13 protein-coding genes are annotated in these 19151 nt (G+C 69.6%); 5 read left to right on the top strand and 8 right to left on the bottom strand.

Going from position 1 to position 19151, the window contains the following annotated elements; genetic code table 11:
• Positions 1-471: 471 nt before the first annotated feature.
• Positions 472-921 (top strand): ATP-binding protein, encoded by a 450-nt coding sequence (locus tag ACIO1C_RS16345; protein WP_401863611.1) that lies wholly within the window; start codon positions 472-474, stop codon positions 919-921.
• Between the two features lie 506 nt (positions 922-1427).
• On the opposite strand, the gene ACIO1C_RS16350 is transcribed toward ACIO1C_RS16345, so the two are convergent.
• The 3 genes from ACIO1C_RS16350 to ACIO1C_RS16360 form a co-directional block, all read right to left on the bottom strand.
• Positions 1428-2381 carry a hypothetical protein gene (locus ACIO1C_RS16350; RefSeq protein WP_401863613.1) on the bottom strand — a complete coding sequence of 318 codons (954 nt, stop codon included), beginning with the start codon at positions 2379-2381 and terminating at the stop codon, positions 1428-1430.
• Entirely contained in the window at positions 2368-2925 is a 558-nt protein-coding gene (locus ACIO1C_RS16355; protein WP_401863616.1) for a DUF6932 family protein, read from the bottom strand. The genes ACIO1C_RS16350 and ACIO1C_RS16355 overlap by 14 nt, the downstream gene beginning before the upstream one ends.
• 915 nt (positions 2926-3840) lie before the next feature.
• Positions 3841-5073, bottom strand: a complete 1233-nt coding sequence (locus ACIO1C_RS16360) for an SAV2148 family HEPN domain-containing protein (RefSeq protein WP_401863619.1) — start codon at positions 5071-5073, stop codon at positions 3841-3843.
• A 364-nt stretch (positions 5074-5437) separates the two neighbouring features.
• On the opposite strand from ACIO1C_RS16360, the gene glgX reads away from it, so the two are divergent.
• The 3 genes from glgX to treY all read left to right on the top strand — a co-directional run bounded on the left by glgX (position 5438) and on the right by treY (position 10966).
• Entirely contained in the window at positions 5438-7558 is a 2121-nt protein-coding gene (gene glgX / locus ACIO1C_RS16365) for a glycogen debranching protein GlgX (RefSeq protein ID WP_401863621.1), read from the top strand.
• A 66-nt stretch (positions 7559-7624) separates the two neighbouring features.
• The gene (locus ACIO1C_RS16370) at positions 7625-8401 is read left to right on the top strand and encodes a GNAT family N-acetyltransferase (protein ID WP_401863624.1); all 777 of its coding nucleotides are present in this window, start codon (positions 7625-7627) and stop codon (positions 8399-8401) included.
• Between the two features lie 114 nt (positions 8402-8515).
• A complete protein-coding gene (treY, locus tag ACIO1C_RS16375) occupies positions 8516-10966 on the top strand; it encodes a malto-oligosyltrehalose synthase (RefSeq protein ID WP_401863627.1) in 2451 nt (816 codons plus the stop codon).
• A gap of 43 nt (positions 10967-11009) precedes the next feature.
• On the opposite strand, the gene ACIO1C_RS16380 is transcribed toward treY, so the two are convergent.
• From ACIO1C_RS16380 to ACIO1C_RS16395, 4 genes are all read right to left on the bottom strand, one after another.
• Positions 11010-12086, bottom strand: a complete 1077-nt coding sequence (locus ACIO1C_RS16380; RefSeq protein ID WP_401863630.1) for a cytochrome P450 — start codon at positions 12084-12086, stop codon at positions 11010-11012.
• Between the two features lie 516 nt (positions 12087-12602).
• The gene (locus ACIO1C_RS16385; RefSeq protein WP_401863632.1) at positions 12603-13229 is read right to left on the bottom strand and encodes a hypothetical protein; all 627 of its coding nucleotides are present in this window, start codon (positions 13227-13229) and stop codon (positions 12603-12605) included.
• A 288-nt stretch (positions 13230-13517) separates the two neighbouring features.
• Positions 13518-15254, bottom strand: a complete 1737-nt coding sequence (locus ACIO1C_RS16390; protein WP_401863634.1) for a PQQ-binding-like beta-propeller repeat protein — start codon at positions 15252-15254, stop codon at positions 13518-13520.
• Between the two features lie 149 nt (positions 15255-15403).
• Complete coding sequence (locus ACIO1C_RS16395) at positions 15404-15967, bottom strand: DUF1707 and FHA domain-containing protein (RefSeq protein ID WP_401863637.1); 564 nt, start codon at positions 15965-15967, stop codon at positions 15404-15406.
• A gap of 229 nt (positions 15968-16196) precedes the next feature.
• On the opposite strand from ACIO1C_RS16395, the gene treZ reads away from it, so the two are divergent.
• Positions 16197-17948 carry a malto-oligosyltrehalose trehalohydrolase gene (treZ, locus tag ACIO1C_RS16400; protein ID WP_401864144.1) on the top strand — a complete coding sequence of 584 codons (1752 nt, stop codon included), beginning with the start codon at positions 16197-16199 and terminating at the stop codon, positions 17946-17948.
• A 38-nt stretch (positions 17949-17986) separates the two neighbouring features.
• On the opposite strand, the gene ACIO1C_RS16405 is transcribed toward treZ, so the two are convergent.
• Complete coding sequence (locus ACIO1C_RS16405; RefSeq protein ID WP_401863640.1) at positions 17987-19132, bottom strand: aminopeptidase P family protein; 1146 nt, start codon at positions 19130-19132, stop codon at positions 17987-17989.
• Positions 19133-19151: the final 19 nt, after the last annotated feature.

Here is a 19151-nt window from a genome sequence, read left to right on the forward strand (position 1 = left end):
GTTGTCACCGCGCGCTCGCCGTAGCTTCCTGCTCACAGCAGTGTCTACGAGATGAGATCCGGTGGTGACAGATCATTCCCCTGCTCTTCCCTGCGTCGGCGGCGCGTTAGCGCCTCCGGACTGGGAAATGCTTCGGGTCAGGCGGTACTACGGCCTCCAGGTACTGGCGCGGATTGGTTTCCCAGGCACCGTGGCGGTTGACCCGACGGCGCCCAGCATCTGCTTCTTCGTCAAGTCCGGCGCCACCGGCGCATGGCCGACGATGCCCGTCGGTGGGCCGCTGAGCATGATAAGCGAGACGACGGAACTGGAGCTGCCACCCGAGGATCGGTGCCGGCCGCCCGGCGCCTACTGGCTGGTGCCGCCGCGTCGAGGAGCGATCAGCATCACGTGCGAGCACCTGCTACGTACAACACTGTCCGGCATCCTGCCTGCTCTGTTCGCCGTCGTACGCCCAGGAGAACGTCACTCATGAGTGATCCCCGAGCGGAAACCCGCACAACCACACGCCGGAGAGTACTGACGATCGCGAGCGCCGTCGGTGCCCCGGCGTACAGCGAGACATTCCCGCGGCTGCCCGAGTCTGTGGTACCGGCCAGGAATCTGGTGAGGGCGGCCCTGGACACCTGGCACCTCCAGGAATTCTGCTACTCCGCGACGCTGATCGTGGACGAGCTGGTGGCCAATGCCGCCCAGCACGCGCGGGCGAAGTCAATCCGCGTCACCATCACCCGCACCGCAGAGCGCACCGTACGAGTCGCTGTCGTGGACAAGGACCACAAGCTGCCGACGCCGCACGAGGCTGGCCCCGACGAGGAGCATGGCCGGGGCTTGACCATCGTCGCCGGATTGTCCGCCGAATGGGGCGTCGACCCACTGCGGTGGGGAAAGCGCGTCTGGGCAGACGTAGAGGACGTGTAGTGATCACCCCGACGGACAGCCCCCGCCCGACAACCGAGCCTCACCCTGACACTGACCCAGCAACCTCCTGCACCGGCCAAGTGCTCTACATGCTCGCGCTCCTGGCTCTCCTCGGCGTGCTCGCGTACGTGGTCACCGCCCAGTAGAACCCACCGCAGGCTGGAGCCCTCCCTTGGGCACCTCACTGGCCGGGGTGGTCGCGGGCACGGCCACCCCTGTGCCTTCGACGCCGGGTTCGGCCCATGGGATCGCAGCAAGGCACCGGCCCGCGAGGTAGAGCCCACAGCGTGCGATGGTCAGAGACGATGCCTCCGGCGGTAGGGGCGATCGGCACCGGAACCGAGGAGAGGCGGCCCATGGCGTCCAGGTTGTTCACACAGCGGCGTGCTCCACCTGGACGCCATGAACCGCGCCCGACCCACAGACATGTGGGTCGACGGCGAATGGGATGAGAGTTGGAGTGAGTAATGGGTCGTAGGTAGCCTGCCAGCCAGCGAGCTTTCTCCTTAGGGGCCAAGTTCCGGCTCCGCAAGCTCAATATGAAGCAGCTTGTAGCTCAACGTTTCCCGTTCGGTGGCAATAGACCACAGTCGACGTTGTTCCACCTCAACCGCGACTTGCCGGTTGTAATACATTCCAAGATTCGCAGCCACCTGGACATCGACAGCCATATCAATTCGGCGACCATCGAACATCACCAGCTGAGGACGGACCAGCATACTCACCGTACTCAGAACACCCTGGAAGTATTCACTAGAAACTTCCTCACGGTTGCGCTCGATAGCATCTTTCAGCGCTAGGGCGCCAGGGCGCTTCAACGTCGAATCAGCCGAAGAGGAACTACTTCTCCAAGCCAAATCGATGTCGATTTCAGAATCCATCACTTCCTTTGCGAGTTCATTGAGATGCTTAGCAAATCTGGGTCCCAGCTTCCGGAGATGCTCCACGGTCACTGAGTCCGGAATTTGATTCTTTGCGACAAAGTCTAGGACAGCAAAAAGCTCACCGAAAACACGATCTAGCAACGTTTCGGTCCCGGTCGTACCTGGGAACTCATCACCCGTTACCACTTCAGAGGCTCCGCCGAGATGGAATACGACGGATCCGAAGCCGAGGGCCGGAGACATTCGTAGTTCCGTAGCTCTAAGGATTGCTCCGGGCATGCTCCCCGCAGCAGTGATCTTCCTGGCCACTGCCTGACCACATGCAGAGACAACGTCTTGCAAGGAGCCGAGGATGGAAGTTGCTTGCCTTACGGGCACCTCGTGGCCGCCAATGGCACGGCCGTGAAGCCGGACATCAAGCCGAGGGTCTACCTCTCGCGGTTTCAGGCCAGCCTCGGCCAGCATGGCGTGGATACTCGCACGGCCTAGTTCCCCACTGGCCTGTGGCGGGGTGGGCAGCTTCGCCTTACTCAGTCGAGCCCGCAATGCCGCCGCACGCTCTTTAGAGGTATTCATCGAACTTCACCTCCAAATACCCTCGCTTCGGAGTAGCATCCATTCCCACCGGAGGATCATCCTTTGCACCACTCCTCGTCCGGAGCCAAAAGTCGTCCCAGTACCCCCTCCTGGAAAAATACTCACTTTGACCTTCATCACTCAGATCAGGAATCGGGAAGCATTTCCAGGGAAGCATATACGAATCTACTTGCAGATTATGGTGAGCCGCACCCGCCCCCCCTGTAGCAAATAGACTAACCATCGCCTTTTCCCGGTTATCTAGTTGGTCGTATTCCTCGCCACCCACAATGAAAACTACATCTATATCCCCGGGGTCTAGCTTGTCCGTTGTGAAGCTTCCAGCTATCCAGACACCGTGTACCCTTACCAGGGATCGGAGAGTGTCCCTTGCCGTCTCCCAATCGTTCCAGATGCTTTGTCGTGTTGTCGAAGCGACGTACCGTTCATGCGATACGAACGCGCTTTCCACTTCCTCCTCAGTGCACTCGTAGCGACCGACTGGAAGCATCCCTCTTACATGTGTCAGTTCCGGTACAGGCACACGACCCCCCACCCCTATACTGCGTCGCGCCGGCCCTGAAGGCTACCCGGCCAGACAGCCCGGGAACATGGTTTTACCGCCTTGCGAACCCCGACTTACCAGCGTTCCGCCACATTCATGATCGTCCGGCTGGGAGGCGCACTGCCGTTATGGCAAGTACATGTTCCGGGCTGGCCGCAAGCTCCGCGCCACAACTCCTCTAGATCAAGCCGTTGCGTGAGCGGTCCAGCCCTCAGTCCAATCCGCTGGCGTTGATGGCTGTTCAGCTTCCCGTTGAGCTGGCCGACGGACCAAAGCCAACGGGGACGAACGGGCAACGCGGAGTCGAAAAGCGCGAAGGGTCAGTCGTGGTCCATCGCCCTGGCTCTCAAGACCCCACTCGCCTTGGGGAGCCAAACAGGGAGCCACCCGGAGTGAACACGATCGAACGGTCGTGGACACTGATGGGCGCTTGCGCAGCGGAACGACCAGGTCGGCAGCATGTGGCCAGACGTCAGGGCACCGTCTAATCGCGTTCGGGACGAAGAGGTCGTGGCTTAAGTTCCGCCGCCCCGATAGTGAAGTTCCAAGTCAAGGGACTGATCCGCTTAGGATACGCACATCTTTAACTCACTCCCCGTGATCATTCGGGAGCACTACTTCGGTCACCCATTCCCTAGGGCGGTCGGCAGTACGCGGTGTTCCGCGCATCCGGCATCTCGTAGCTGAGCGTTCGCGAACCCAGGCCTCCGCGAACACCTAGGCTTGTACCTGGGCCGCCTCACCGACAATCCTGTGACGGCCTTGGCTGCGCTCCCTCAGCTTGGCGATTCGATCCTCCGCAGCGTGGTCGAGTTCGCCCGACGCGCCTCACATCGAGAAAAGGTCGCGGTGAGCTGTGACGCCGGCCAGCGGCCCCGAGGTGCCCCGGGACGCTCAGGACACCGGTCGTGAATCCGTCCAGACCGACTCGAACTCCTCGCGGTACGTCTGGAAGAGGCCGTGTTCCTGTTCCTGGCCCGCGCGGACCACCTCGCGGCCGCCGCCCCGCAGCACCAGGACCGGGGCCTCCATGCCGCGGGCCCGGCGCAGGTACGACTGGACCACGGCGAGGCCGTCGGGGCCGTCGCCGTCCACCAGGTAGGCGGTGAAGCGCGGGGTCTCGTCGAAGACGTGGATCTCGAAGGCGCCCGGGTCGCGCAGCTTGGAGCGCACCCGCCGCATGTGCAGGATGTTCATCTCGACCGTGCGGCTCAGCTCGCCCTTCCGCAGGCCCAGTTCGCGTTCGCGCCGCTTGACCGCGCTGCTCGCCGGGTTGAGGAAGACCAGCCGTATCCGGCAGCCCGACTCGGCGAGCCGGATCAGCCGGCGCCCGGAGAAGTTCTGCACCAGCAGGTTCAGGCCTATCCCGATGGCGTCGACGCGCCGGGCCCCGCCGAACAGGTCCTCCGCCGGGATCTGGCGCTGGAGCCTGACCCGGTCGGGATGGACGGAGACCACGTCCGCGTACCGGTCGCCGACCAGGTCCTCCACCGCGTCGACCCGCAGCCGCGCCGTCGAGGGGATCCCGGCGCCCCCGCCCAGGATCTCCAGCAGCCGGGCCGAGGCCCGCTCCGCCTGCGCGAGGACCGTCTCGGAGAGCGCCCGATTGCGTGAGACGACGTTCCGCGCGACCTCCAGCTCGTCCAGCGCCAGCTCCACATCGCGCCGGTCGTCGAAGTACGGCTCGAAGCAGGGCCAGTGCTGGACCATCAGCTCCCGCAGCTGCGGGAGCGTGAGGAAGCTCAGGACGTTGTCGTCGGCCGGGTCCAGGAGGTAGCCCTTGCGCCGCGAGACCTCCCGTACGGCCACGGCCCGCTGCACCCATTCCTGCCCGGCGGGGCCCGCGGCGGCGACCACCCATTCCTCGCCGTGCACCGGTTCGTAGATGGGTCTCAGCACCGCGGCCACGACGGACCGCAGCCGCTGCTCGACCAGGTTCAGCCAGATGTAGGCGCGCCCCGCCCGCTGTGCGCGGGTGCGGACCTCACTCCAGGCGTCCGCGCCCCAGTCCAGCTCCGCCCCGATCTCCATCGGTCGCGCGAGGGAGACCGCCCCGGGCGGGATGTCGCCGGAATCCCCCTCGTGACTCGCGTCACCGGGGGGTAGCTCCAGGCCTCCCGAGCTCACCCGCGCACCGCCTTCATCTCCCCTTCAACGATCAAGGAAGGGTACTCCGCCGATGGGAGCCGGTGCAGCCCGATGGGCAGGCCGGTTTGCCAACTCCCGTGATCAGGAAGGCCGTTCCCAGCGGCAAGATCTGACGGAGTGAGATGATTCATAGGGATTGCGCCCGGTGCGCACCTCCCCCGTCACCGCCCTGGCGGGACCGCCACGCCCCGGAACCCGGGTCCGCGATCCGGGCGACGGCGCGGAACGCCACGTTGACTCGGGCAAGAATCCACCCGGTTCCTAGGTGGTGACGCCACTTTCGGGGAAGATCTGTCTTCAAGTGACCCGCAGCACCCGGATCAGAAATGGAAGAGTTGTATCTATGCAGGTCTGGCCGGGACAGACGTATCCCCTCGGCGCCACGTACGACGGCGCCGGCACCAACTTCGCGGTCTACTCCGAGGCCGCCGACCGGATCGAGTTGTGCCTGTTGCACGACGACGGTTCAGAAACGGCGGTGGAACTGCGCGAGAGCGACGCCTTCGTCCGGCACGCCTACCTGCCGGGCATCATGCCCGGCCAGCGGTACGGCTTCCGGGTCCACGGACCGTACGAACCGGAGCGGGGGCAGCGCTGCAACTCCGCCAAGCTGCTCCTCGACCCGTACGCCCGTGCGATCAGCGGGGCCGTCGAGTGGGACGAGTCGGTGTACGGCTACCACTTCGGGAAGCCCGACTCGCGCAACGACATGGACTCCGCCCCCCACACGATGACCTCCGTCGTCGTCAACCCGTACTTCGACTGGGGCGACGACCGGCTCCCGAGGACCGAGTACCACAAGACGGTCCTGTACGAGGCCCATGTGAAGGGCCTCACGATGCTCCACCCGGAGCTGCCCGAGGAACTGCGCGGCACGTACGCGGGGCTGGCCCACCCGGCGGTGATCGAGCACCTGACGGAACTGGGCGTGACGGCGCTGGAGCTGATGCCGGTCCACCAGTTCGTCAACGACCACCGTCTTGTGGACGCCGGCCTCGCGAACTACTGGGGCTACAACACGATCGGCTTCTTCGCCCCGCACAACACCTACGCCTCCTGGGGCGACCGGGGCGAACAGGTCCTGGAGTTCAAGCAGGCGGTCAAGGCGCTCCACCGGGCGGGCATCGAGGTCATCCTCGACGTCGTCTACAACCACACGGCGGAGGGCAACCACCTCGGCCCGACGCTCTCCTTCCGGGGCCTGGACAACGCGCAGTACTACCGGCTCTCCGAGGACCAGCGCTACTACACGGACACCACGGGGACCGGGAACTCCCTGCTGATGCGCAGTCCGCACGTGCTCCAGCTGATCATGGACTCGCTGCGGTACTGGGTGACCGAGATGCACGTCGACGGTTTCCGCTTCGACCTGGCGGCTACCCTGGCCCGCCAGTTCCACGAGGTGGACCGGCTGTCGTCGTTCTTCGACCTGGTGCAGCAGGACCCGGTGGTGAGCCAGGTGAAGCTGATCGCCGAGCCCTGGGACGTCGGCGAGGGCGGCTACCAGGTGGGGAACTTCCCGCCGCTGTGGACGGAGTGGAACGGCAAGTACCGCGACACCGTACGGGACCTGTGGCGGGGCGAGCCGAGGACGCTGGCGGAGTTCGCCGGCCGGCTCACCGGGTCCTCCGACCTCTACCAGGACGACGGGCGCCGGCCGCTGGCCTCCATCAACTTCACCACGTGCCACGACGGCTTCACCCTGCACGACATGGTGTCGTACAACGACAAGCACAACGAGGCCAACGGTGAGGACAACCGGGACGGCGAGAGCCATAACCGGTCCTGGAACTGTGGCGTGGAGGGCGAGACCGACGATCCGGAGATCATCGAGCTGCGCAACCGCCAGATGCGCAACTTCATCGCGACGCTGATGCTGTCGCAGGGCGTGCCGATGCTGAGCCACGGTGACGAGTTCTCCCGGACGCAGGGCGGCAACAACAACGCGTACTGCCAGGACAACGAGGTCTCCTGGGTCCGCTGGCCGGAGCCGGGCGCCGAGACCGACCGTACGATGCTCGAATTCACCCAGGCCATGGTGTGGCTGCGGCGCGACCATCCGGTCTTCCGGCGGCGGCGCTTCTTCCACGGCCGTCCGGTGGAGGGCACGCACGACGACCTCTCCGACATCTCGTGGTTCACGCCGGAGGGCGGCGAGATGACGCAGGAGGACTGGCAGGCGGCCCACGCCAAGGCCATGACGGTCTTCCTGAACGGGCACGCGATCTCGGAGCCGGGGCCGCGCGGTGAGCGGATCTCGGACGACTCGTTCCTGCTGATGTTCAACGCGAGCGCGGAGGAGCTGGAGTTCGTGGTTCCGGTGAACCACGGGCGCCAGTGGCAGGTCATGGTCGACACGGGCCGGCCGGAGGGAGTGCCTCCGGGGCAGGGCGAGAAGGTCGACGGCGGTGAGCGGATCACGATGATCGGCCGCAGCCTGACGGTCCTGATGCGCCCGGCGTGACGCCCGGCGGGGCGGTGGGGGCTTAATGCGGTTGCCCCTGCCGCCCCGCGGTGTTCTCGTGGCCGGATGGATCACGAAGAGGTACTGACTCTGTTCGACCGGCGGATGCGCCGGGACGCGGCCCCCGACAACACCGGTGCCGTCGTCGAGCACACCGGCGGGGTGGTACGGCGCAGCGGCGGCCCGCACGACTGGAACGGGATCCTCTGGTCGGACCTGGACGAGGAGTCGGCTCCGGCGGCCGTCGCCGCGCAGGTGGCGCACTTCACCGCGCTCGGGCGCGAGTTCGAGTGGAAGCACTACAGCCACGACCGGCCGGCCGCCCTGCCCGACCTGCTCCTGGGGGCCGGTTTTGTCCCCGAGCCCCCGGAGGCCCTGATGGTCGCGGAGACCGCGGGACTGACCGCCCCCGTCGAGCTGCCCGAAGGCGTACGACTCGTCCCGGTGACCGACGCGGCCGGGGTGGAGCTGGTGGCGACCGTCCACGAGCAGGCGTTCGGCTCGGGCGGCGGATGGCTCAGGCAGCGGCTCCTCGCCCAGCTCACCGAGACCCCCGACGAGGTGGTCGCGGTGGTCGCGATGGCCGGGGACGTACCGGTGAGCGCGGCGCGCATGGAGCTGCCGCCCGGCAAGGAGTTCGCCGGGCTGTGGGGCGGCGGTACGGCCGAGGCGTGGCGCGGGAAGGGCGTCTACCGGGCGCTGGTGGCCCACCGGGCCAGGATCGCCGCCGCGCGCGGCTACCCCTTCCTCCAGGTCGACGCCTCCGACGACAGCCGCCCGATCCTTCACCGGTTGGGATTCGTACAGCTGAGCATCACCACGCCGTACGTCCACAAGCCGTAGGCTCTACGGCGGCCGGGTGATCGCGGAGACCCCACCGGGCCCGTTGTCCGGCCGTACGCATGAGCCGGTGACGGTGATGACACAGAAGCCCAGAACCGGGGTACGTACGATCGTATGACGCCCACCGCGACCTACCGGCTCCAGCTCCAGCCGGACTTCCCCTTCTCGGCGGCGGCCAAAGCCGTGCCCTACCTCGCCGCGCTCGGCGTCTCGCACCTGCACCTCTCGCCGGTGCTGGAGGCCGTTCCCGGCTCTGCGCACGGCTACGACGTCGTCGACCACTCGACCGTACGCGCGGAGCTGGGCGGTGAGGACGGTCTCCGGCGCCTGGCCGGCCGGGCCCATGAGTACGGCCTCGGGATCGTCCTCGACATCGTCCCCAACCACATGGCCACCGCGCCCCGGCACAACAAGGCCCTGTGGGAGGTGTTGCGCGAGGGCCGCGACTCGCCGTACGCGCGCTGGTTCGACATCGACTGGGACGCCGGGGACGGCAAGGTGCTGATGCCCGTCCTGCCGGGCCCGGTCGGCGACGAGCTGGACTCGGGCGAGCTGCGCGTCGAGGACGGGCGGCTGTGCCACGGCGACCAGCGTTTCCCGCTCGCGGCGGGCACCGAGGGGCTGCCGCTGCCCGAGTTGCTGGACCGTCAGCACTACCGGCTCGCGTGGTGGCGGCTGGCCCGTACGGAACTCAACTACCGGCGTTTCTTCACCATCTCCGAGCTGATCGGGGTGCGGGTCGAGGACCCGGAGGTCTTCGACGCGACCCACGCGAAGATCCTGGAGCTGGTACGGGACGGCGTCGTGGACGGGCTGCGGATCGACCACCCGGACGGGCTCGCCGACCCGGAGGAGTACCTGCGCCGGCTGGACGAGGCGACGGGCGGCGACTGCTGGACGGTCGTGGAGAAGATCCTCACCGGCGAGGAGCCGCTCCCCGCGAGCTGGCCGGTCGCCGGGACCACCGGCTACGACGCGCTGCACCGGATCGATGGCGTCTTCACCGACCCGGTGGGCGCGCGGGCGCTGGAGGACCTGTACCGCACGGTGGCCGCGCCGGCCGGCGACCGGGGCGGGTACTGGGAAGGTACGGTGCGCCGGGCCGCGTACAAGGTGGTCATCCATGAACTGGCCGCCGAGACGGCGTTCCTCGGCCGGGCGGCGGAACGAATCTGCGCGGCGGACCCGGCCCTGCGCGACCACGCGCCGTGGGCGCTGCGCACCGCGATCCGGGAGCTGCTCGTACGGGTCCCGGTCTACCGCCCCTACACGACGGCGGGCGGCCCGAGCCCCGACGCGGCGGAGGCGGCGGTCTCCGACGAGGCGGTACGGCAGGTGAAGGCGGCGTTCGTGGTGCCGAGGGAGTCGTCGGCCGTGGACGTGGTGCGGGAACTGGCGCTCGGCCGGCTCGGTACGGGCCCCGACCACGTGGCGTTCTGCGCGCGCTTCGCCCAGACGTCGTCGGCGTTGCGCGCCAAGTCCGTGGAGGACACGGCGTTCTACCGCTATGTGCCGCTGATCTCGGCGAACGAGGTGGGCGGTGACCCGGGCGACCCGGCGGTGAGCCCGGAGCGGTTCCACGCGTACTGCGCCCGGCTGGCGCGGGACTGGCCGACGACCGGGACCGTACTGACCACACACGACACCAAGCGCAGCGCGGACGTACGGGCCGGGATCGCGGTCCTGTCCGAGTGCCCCGAGCGGTGGGGCGACCTGCTGGAGCGGGTGACGGGCGTGGCGGCGCCGGATCCGCAGCTGGCGTGGCAGGCGTGGCAGACGGCGGTGGGTTTCACGCCGGCGGGCGAACTCCTTGAGGAGAGCGACGGGGGCGGGGGGCGCGGCTTCGGCACCGACCCGGAGACGGCGGCCGCCGGGGACGCGGAGGCGGCGGAGGCGTCCTGGCCGGACGGATCGCGAATGGCCCCCGCGCTGCTCAAGTCCGTACGGGAGGCGGGGCTGCACACCAACTGGACGGAGGGCGACCCGCTGTACGAGCGCGCCGTGACGGAATTCGTGGAGGCGGGGCCGGCCGGTCCGGCGCGGCGGACGGTCGCGGCGTTCACGCGCACGCTCGGCCCGTACGTACGGGCGAGCGCGCTGGGCGCGGCGCTGGTGCACCTGACGATGCCGGGCGTGCCCGACCTGTACCAGGGCACGGAACGGGAGTACGTGGCCCTGGTGGACCCGGACAACCGGGCGCCGTTCAGGACCGGCCCGCCGGACGAGAAGACGGTGGTCACGACGGCGGCGCTGGGGCTGCGCCGGGAGCGCCCCGAGGTGTTCGGCGCGTCGGGGACGTACATCCCCCTGGCGGCGAGCGGCCAGGCCGCCGATCACTGCCTGGCGTTCTGCCGCTCGGGCGAGGTGGTCACGGCGGTGACGCGGCTGCCGCTGCGGCTGGCGGAGGCGGGCGGCTGGTCCGACACGGAACTGGTCCTGCCGCCCGGCCGCTGGTCGGACGCGCTGGCGTCTCCCGCCCGGGAGTTCGAGGGCGGCGTACCGGTGCCTCTGGCGGAGCTGTTCGCGGACCGTCCGGTGGCGCTGCTCAGGACGGTCCGCTCCTAGGGCGGGTCGGCGAAGGGGCTACGCGGGACGTCTGGAACGCGCCCTAGCCGTTCGGGCTGACGAGGAGCGTGCGTGGGGCTCTGACGATCAGTCCGGCCGGGACGGGCCGGAAGCCGTCGGCCCAGCGCAGGGCGGGCATCGCCGCCAGCAGGGCCCGCAGGCCGTGTTCCGCCTCCAGGCCCGCGAGCAGTACGGCGGGGCAGGCGCCGGTGCCGAAGGTGAGCTGGCCGGGGTCGGTCCGTGCCAGGTCGAAGCGGTCGGGGTCCCGGAACCGGGCGGGGTCCCGGCCGGCCGCCCCGATGAGGCAGGCGACCTGGGCACCGGCCGGGAGGGTGCCGCCGGTCACCTCGACCCCGGTGGAGGTACGGCGCAGCACGACCTGCACGGGCGGGTCGCGCCTCAGGGACTCGGCCCAGGCCTGCGGGATCAGCCCGGGCCGTTCGCGCAGGAGCGCGGAGAGGCCCGGCTCGCCGAGGACGTTGGCGAGGAACGAGGCGAGGGCCGTCTCGCGGACGGCGGTGCGGGAGGCGCACGGTCCTGCGGGGGCGGTCTCGGCGCGGCGGCGTACGAGCCGGGACAGATCGCGGCCGTCCCGGCAGGCCCCGCCGACGGCGGTCGCGAGCGCCCCGGCGGGCAGCCACCGGCAGAACTCCTCGACGAGGTCGGCCCGCCCCCGCCCCGCGATGCGCCGCGCGAGCACGTACGCGGTGCGCTCGACCACCTCCCCGAGCCCGCGCTCCGGCAGTACGGGATGGGCGGCGCAGTCCGGGTCGCCCGGCCGGTGGCCCTGGGTGAACCGGGGGTCGGTGAGCGCGAGGGAGACGTCGTCGTACCGGCTGACGAGCCAGACCCCGAGGACGGGCTCGTAGGCGAGGGGGGAACGCTCACGAAGGGTGCGGTAAAAGGGGTACGGATCGGGCACGGCCCCTCGCAACAACACCCGGGGCACCCGCCCGCCCCCGCCCACCGCCGGGCGCACCCCGCTCCCACCACCCCCACCGGGCAGAGCGACGCGAGAGGCTCCCGGGCACTCGGCCGCGACATCCCCGGACAACGGCCGCCCGGCGGCCGGATCCACCCCGGTCGTCGCGCTGGTGCGGGCGGACGGCTCGACCGGCATGTGGGCTCCCTGACCGGGCGGGCGCGCCTGCGGACGGGCGCGGTTACCCCCCAGCCGACCACCGTCCACGCCCACGCGCAGTCGGCGCGGGGCCGTACGGGTGGCGTAGGGGGCCGGCCGGCCGTACGAAGGGGCCTACGTGGTCACCCGGCACCCCGCGAAGGCAGCGCGCGGCGACGCGGCCGCCGGCCGTACAACACCCCCGGCCGTACAACACCCTCGGCCGGATCCTGCGCAGGGGCTCCGCCGCGGAGCCCCGTACGCTCACCGAGCTGGATCGCGCCCAACTGGCCGCCGTACGGGCCCGCGTGCTGGAACGGACGACCGCGCAGGGGATCTCCGGCGAGGACGCCGAGGCGCTGCCGGCCGGGACTGTGTCTCCGCGCTGGCGTACGACACGCCCCCGAGCGGCGGGAACAGCGGGGAGGGCTTCCTGCGGTCGATCGGCGCCATGCCCCCGGCGGTGAGGGAACTGACGCTGGTCCTGGAGGAGTTGCGTGCCAGGACCGCCGCACCTCAGCGCACCGGGTGATATCCCCGGCCCATGTTGTTGCCCTCGTAGACGGTGCTGTACGAGCGCGCCTCGCCCGTTACGCGGAAGGTGTCGCTCGTCTTGATCTCCGCCGGTTTTTCCGCTGTCCGGCCCGATCGGCCCAGGTAAAGGGTGTGCTTTCCGTCGTCATCGAGGTAATCGATGCCGAGGGAGAACTCGTAGTGGGCTTTGTCCCCTTTACACCTCAGTTCGACGGAGACCCGCTCGTCCTTCGCCAGATCGATGCTGTAACCCTGGAAGTAAGGAGCGCCGCCCTTTCCGCGGATACGGGGGCGGGGCTCGTCCAGGTCGACCAGCACAGGCACCGACGCGACATCACCCTGGGTGTAAGGACGGATCGCGGTGCCCTTCAACACGGGGTCCGTGTCGGTCATGTGCACCCGCATGTCCGTGACACGGACGGTGGAACGAAGTCCCTTGAGAACGATCGACACACGCGCCTCGCCCACAGGGGCCGCCTCGTTCCGTTTCAGGAACCGAAGCCACTCGGCGTCCGTGGAAAACCCCGTACGCAAGGCATAGGCGTCGTTTCCCGTGCGCAGCGGCTCGGGCAGAGCGTAACCGTGCGTGCCGTCGTCCTCGACGGACACGCTGGCGGTGAAAGGCTCGCCCGGTTCGGTGAGGAGGGATCTCCCCCAGGAATAGAGATCCGTGGCGAGGGCCGCCAGGAGGGCGGTCACGAGAGTTCCGACAATCAGAGCGAGCGGGATCAGGGAAGGACGCCTTCCCGTCTCCGGGGTCCCGACGTCCGTCCCGTTCGCCGGTCCGGTCCGCTCCGGAGTGGTGCGCGGTCGCCGAACCGGCCGACGAATTCCGTTGCGCACCGAAGTGGGCCGGCGACGGCGGGGAGACACAGTCATGGAGCCCTTCACCTGCCTTCAAGAGAGCCGACGCAGACCCTCAGCGGCCCGTTTCGCCAACTCGGGCGCCCGGTCCGCCTGTCCCTCGACGCTGACGGCAGCGAGGTACCTGCCCACCCGGAAGTACACGGTCTGCTCCTCCTGCCCTTGCCAGGGCATTCTCTGGGCCGCCGCGTCACCGACACCAGGGTGCTGGGTGACGCCCCCGGCCTCGACGAACCGATCCATGATCCCGGCGGCGTCTTCCTCCGTAGGCGCGACCCAGACGATCCTCGCGCTCACAAGGGGGCCGTCGACCGGGTCCGGGCGGTATCGGCAGACAGTGGGCCGGGGCAGACGCGACCCGAGAAAGGCCAACCGCTCCGGAACCGCCGCGTAGGAATGCACGTCGCCCATCACATCCGCCACCGCCTGCGGACGCAGCATTCGGCAAGCATCGGGCCAGGCGTCGGGCAGAGCACCGCCGAAGAACCCCTTGGCGGCCGGAACCGTCCGATAGGCGGTGAAGGAGCCGAGGCTCTCGTTCATCAGCACCCGGTTCCGCACCACGCCGATGAAGTCGTCTCCCGTGGCGTCCGGGGCCGGGGCCGGAGTCGCGCTGAGGAGGTACGTTCCGGTACGCAGGTCGACAGTCGCCAGAAAGTGCGGAAACAGCGGCTCGGGGAACCGCCCGAAGATGTGCAGGCTGTCCCCGCGGACCTGGAGCACGTCCGCCGTCATGTGGTGCCGCCACAGCGGCTTGCCGTCGCTGAGATCGACGGCCTGGACGATGTTGTCGTCACCTGAGGCGAAGCGCAGGACACCGACGTCGCCGCCCGCGGCGAAACAGTCCGCGCCGACGCCGCAACTGGCGCCCTTCGCCTTGTCGAAGACCGTCTTTCCCCGGGCGTTGTAGGCCCACATCTGCTCGCCGACGGTCAAGCCGACGAGACCGCCACGTACACCCCAGTTGGGGCTGTATTCGGAGCCCACACGCATGTCCACTCTGCGTTTCCACAACTCGTGGCCGTCAGCTCTGTCGAGTGAGCGAATGTCCCGTCGCTCGCCGCACAAGGTCTCCACGACAACGAGTTGATCGCTGCCGTGGACCACCACGACCGAGCAACCTGCCGGAGCCGACCATTTCCACCTGTCGGTGCCCCGCGCGGCACCGATGGCCCGCACACTCGATTCGTCCGTCTGCATGACAACAAAGCCGTCGGAGAAGGCCATCTCAGGACGGATCTGGGGGAAGGGGCGGGACCAGAGCAATTTTCCGTCGCGTATGCCGAGCCCGGCCAGGCGGGACTCGCCGTACGGATCCTTTCCGGCGACAACGACAACATCGCCGAGCACCGGATCAACGGGAAGGTACTCGATTTCGATGTCCCAGTTCACCGGGCTCTGCCATTTCCTCTTACCGGACTTCGCGTCGAGGACGAAGAGACCGGCGGGCGAGGCGGGACGGTCGGAGAACCACAGGAACAGACTGCCGGTCGGCTCGTGATAACCGAGCGGAGCGCCGCCTTCGACCTGCGCCTTCCACTCCCCGGCAAACCGTCCGGGCGCCATCCCGGAGGGCGGCCTCTTGGCAGTCGCCTTGTCGTCCTCTTCGAGATAGCGCGGGAGTACGACAAAACTGGCGGCGATCGCCGCCACGATCACCAGGACCAGGATCAGCAGCAGACCTGGACGCGGTCGACGTCTCGCGCGTCCGGATATGCCCGGTAAACGACCCATATCATCGTCGACTTGTCCACGGCCGTCCTCCACCACAACTCTGCCCCCCGCATTGCGCCCCTCAGAGCGTCATGCCGGTATAGCACCGACCACGGCACCCCGTCCGTGTTTCGACCAGTTCGGGGGGCGGCGTTCCGGCGACGGCGTGGCGTGGGAAGCGGTGGAGCCGGGCGAGGGTCGTGCCCTCAACCGCGAGGCTGTTCGCCCGACGACAGGCGGAAGTCCATCCGGCCGAAGCCCACCATGTCACCGTCGCGCACCACGACCGTTTCCGTGACCCGGCGGCCGTTGACCGTGGTGCCGTTCGTCGAGCCCAGGTCGCGCAGGATCCATACCCCGCCCTGCATGCTCAGTTCGGCGTGGACGCGCGAGACCGTCTCGTGGCTGAGCCGCAGTCCGTTCATCGGATCGCGGCCGATCCGCAGCGGATACGGCCCCGGCTGCGGCAGCAGCAGCTTCGGCAGGCGTTCGACCTGCCACGCCCTGCGCAGCCTGATCGAGAACGCCGAGACCCGGCTCACCGTCCCGAACAGCTTCCGCGACCACGGGCTCTCGGTCTCCAAGTCCGCCGTGAGCGCCTTCAGTTCGTCGGCGCCCCGGGCCGCGAGGACCAGATCCGTCCGGCGCAGGAACGTGTCGTGCGACAGCCGGCCCAGCGCCGCGCCTTCCCTGAGCACCGCGAGTACGCGGTCGCGCTCGGCGTCGGACAGCCGCGCGGGATACGTCTGGAACTCGAAGGAGGACGTCACCCCGTGATTGTCGGGCCGACGCCCCCGGAGTGTCCAGACGGTACCGGCGACACACCGCATCCGGCCCAGCGCTGACCTGCGCCGGAGGGAACCTGGGCCCGATTCGCCGCGATCACCCGCCCTCCGGCCGCCTGTCTTGTCACCATGTGGGGACAGTAGTGGTGACAGTGGTGGTGACAGGCGAGTGCAAGCAGGTACTGGCCGGTACGGCGACAAGGGGGAACAGCCCGTGCAGTTCGAGGTGTGGGCACCGCAGGCGCAGGACCGGGTCGTGCTCCGGGTCGCGGACGACGACGTACCGATGGAGCGCGACCCCGAGCGCGAGGACTGGTGGATCGCCCAGGCGCCCGCCGCCGACGGAAGCCGCTACGGCTTCGCGCTCGACGGCGGCCCCGTCCTGCCCGACCCCCGCTCGCGCCGCCAGCCCGACGGCCCCGACGGACTGAGCGCGGTCGTGGACCAGACCGCGTACGAGTGGCGGGCCGAGTGGCCGGGCGTGGCGCTGCCGGGAGCCGTCCTGTACGAGATGCACGTGGGGACGTTCACCGGCGAGGGCACCTTCGGCGCGGCGGCGGAGCAGCTCGCCCCGCTCGCCGAACTGGGCGTCACGCACATCGAGTTGATGCCGGTGTGCCCGTTCCCCGGGGTGCACGGGTGGGGGTACGAGGGGGTGTCGCTGTGGGCGGTGCACGAGCCGTACGGCGGCCCCGAGGGGCTCAAGCGTTTTGTCGACGCCGCGCACGGTCTCGGCCTGGGCGTCGTCCTGGACGTGGTGCACAACCACCTTGGCCCCGCGGGCAATTACCTGCCCCAGTTCGGGCCGTACTTCACGGACACCCATCACACCCCGTGGGGCGCGGCCGTCAACCTCGACGCTCCCGGTTCCGACGAGGTCCGCGCGTACCTGCTGGAGAGTGCGCTGGCCTGGCTGCGGGACTTCCGGCTGGACGGGCTGCGCCTCGACGCGGTGCACGCGCTGGCCGACCACCGCGCGCTGACGTTCCTCGAAGAGCTGTCCACCGCCGTCGACGGGCTCTCCGGGGGCCTCGGCCGCCCGCTCTTCCTGATCGCCGAGTCGGACCTGGCGGACCCCCGCACCACCACCCCCCGTACCCAGGGCGGACTGGGCCTGCACGCCCAGTGGAACGACGACTTCCACCACGCGCTGCACACCGCGCTCACCGGTGAGGGCCAGGGCTACTACGCCGACTTCGCCCGCGCGCCGCTCGCCGCGATCGCCAAGACGCTGACGCGGGTCTTCTTCCACGACGGTACGTATTCGAGCTTCCGGGGCCGTACACACGGCCGTCCCGTCGACGTGACGCGGACCCCGGCCCACCGCTTCCTCGGGTACGCGCAGACCCACGACCAGATCGGCAACCGCGCGCTCGGCGACCGGCTCTCCGCCACGCTCTCCCCCGGACTGCTGGCGTGCGCCGCCGCGTTGGTGCTGACGGGCCCGCACACCCCGATGCTGTTCATGGGCGAGGAGTGGGGGGCGGGCACCCCCTGGCAGTTCTTCACCGACCACCCGGACCCGGTCCTGGCCGAGGCCGTACGCAACGGCAGGCGGCGGGAGTTCGGGGCGCACGGCTGGGCGGAGGAGGACATCCCCGATCCGCAGGATCCCGCGACCCGCGCCCGTTCCGTCCTGGACCGCTCGGAGTTGGGCAAGGAGCCGCACGCGCGGCTGCTGTCCTGGCACCGCGACCTGATCGCCCTGCGCCGCGGCCAGCCGGACCTCGCGGACCCGAACCTGGCGTCGGTGAAGGTCGCGTACGACGAGGAGGCCCGCTGGCTCGCGTACCGCCGGGGCGATCTGCGGATCGCGGTCAACCTCTCCCCCGAGCCGGTCGAGATCCCCCTGGGCGGGGCGGGCGCGGCCCGGGTCCTGGCAGCCTGGGAGCCGGTCGAACCACCGGGCGCGGACGGGGTGTTGCGACTGCCGGCGGAGTCCTGCGTGGTCCTGGCGGGCGGCTGAACGCGGGCCTCACGCGCGGATCGCGCGGGCGCTCCCCCCTACTCCACCAGCGCCATTTCCCGCGACGTGTTGTTGAAGCGGCGTCCGCCGTCCTCCGTCACCGTGACGATGTCCTCGATACGGACGCCGAAGCGGCCCGGGAGGTAGACGCCGGGCTCGATGGAGAAGCACATGCCGGGCACCATCGGGCGTTCCTCGCCCTCGATCATGTACGGCGGCTCGTGGGTGGTGACGCCGATGCCGTGGCCGGTGCGGTGGATGAAGTACGGGCCGTACCCGGCCGCGTCGATGACCGCGCGGGCGGCCCGGTCGACCTCCTGGCAGGCCACCCCCGGGCGTACGGCCTCGAACCCGGCCTGCTGCGCCTCGCGGACCAGGTCGTGGACGGCCCGCTCCTCGGCGGTCGGCTCGCCGACATGGACGGTACGGGTGGTGTCGGAGCCGTAACCGTGCTTGAGCCCGCCGAAGTCGAGGACCACCATGTCGCCCCGCTCGATGACACGGGTTCCGGCCTCGTGGTGCGGGTTCGCGCCGTTGGGGCCCGAGCCGACCACCGTGAAGTCGACCTGCGAGTGGCCGTGGCGCAGGAGGAGCGCGGCCAGGTCGGCGGCCACCTCCGTCTCCCCGCGCCCGGCGAACCGTACGCCGAGGATGTCGCCGTACGCCGCGTCGGCGGCGGCGCCCGCCGCCTCCGCCCTGGCCAGCTCCCGGGCGTCCTTGACGGCGCGCAGCATCGGCAGCGCCTCGGTCAGCGCCACGTACGACGTGCCGGGCAGGGCACGCTGGAACGCGAGCAGGTGCATGGCCCAGGCGTTGTCGCTGACGCCGAACCGTCCCGCGGGGTCGAGCAGGGGCGCCGTGAGCGCGTACGGGTCCTTGCCGTCGGTCCAGTCGCGCAGCGTGAGCACGGGCGCGCCCGGCGCGCGCTCCGCGTCCCCCGCCTCCAGGGCCGGCACGACGAGCACGGGGTCCTGGCCGGCGGCGAGGACCAGCAGCGTCAGGCGCTCGGTGTCGGCGCTGGGACGGTAGCCGGTGAGGTACGTGAGGTCGGGCCCCGGCGCGACGAGCACCCCCGCCAGCCCTTCACCGGCGGCCGACGCGGCGGCGCGGGCCATCCGGGCGCGGTAGTCGTCGGCGGTGAAGGGGGCGAGTGCGGGCTCGGGGTTCCCGGTCGTGGTGGCCATGCCCTCATCCTGCCCGCCG

Origin of the sequence: Streptomyces sp. NPDC087420 (assembly GCF_044744165.1) — a bacterium.
Classification (GTDB): domain Bacteria; phylum Actinomycetota; class Actinomycetes; order Streptomycetales; family Streptomycetaceae; genus Streptomyces.

Bases quoted from the DNA above. Each gene is read 5' to 3' on its own strand.
- ACIO1C_RS16345 (WP_401863611.1), top strand. From the start codon at position 472: ATGAGTGATCCCCGAGCGGAAACCCGCACAACCACACGCCGGAGAGTA.
- ACIO1C_RS16350 (WP_401863613.1), bottom strand. From the start codon at position 2,381: ATGAATACCTCTAAAGAGCGTGCGGCGGCATTGCGGGCTCGACTGAGT.
- glgX (WP_401863621.1), top strand. From the start codon at position 5,438: ATGCAGGTCTGGCCGGGACAGACGTATCCCCTCGGCGCCACGTACGAC.
- ACIO1C_RS16370 (WP_401863624.1), top strand. From the start codon at position 7,625: ATGGATCACGAAGAGGTACTGACTCTGTTCGACCGGCGGATGCGCCGG.
- treY (WP_401863627.1), top strand. From the start codon at position 8,516: ATGACGCCCACCGCGACCTACCGGCTCCAGCTCCAGCCGGACTTCCCC.
- ACIO1C_RS16380 (WP_401863630.1), bottom strand. From the start codon at position 12,086: ATGCCGGTCGAGCCGTCCGCCCGCACCAGCGCGACGACCGGGGTGGAT.
- ACIO1C_RS16405 (WP_401863640.1), bottom strand. From the start codon at position 19,132: ATGGCCACCACGACCGGGAACCCCGAGCCCGCACTCGCCCCCTTCACC.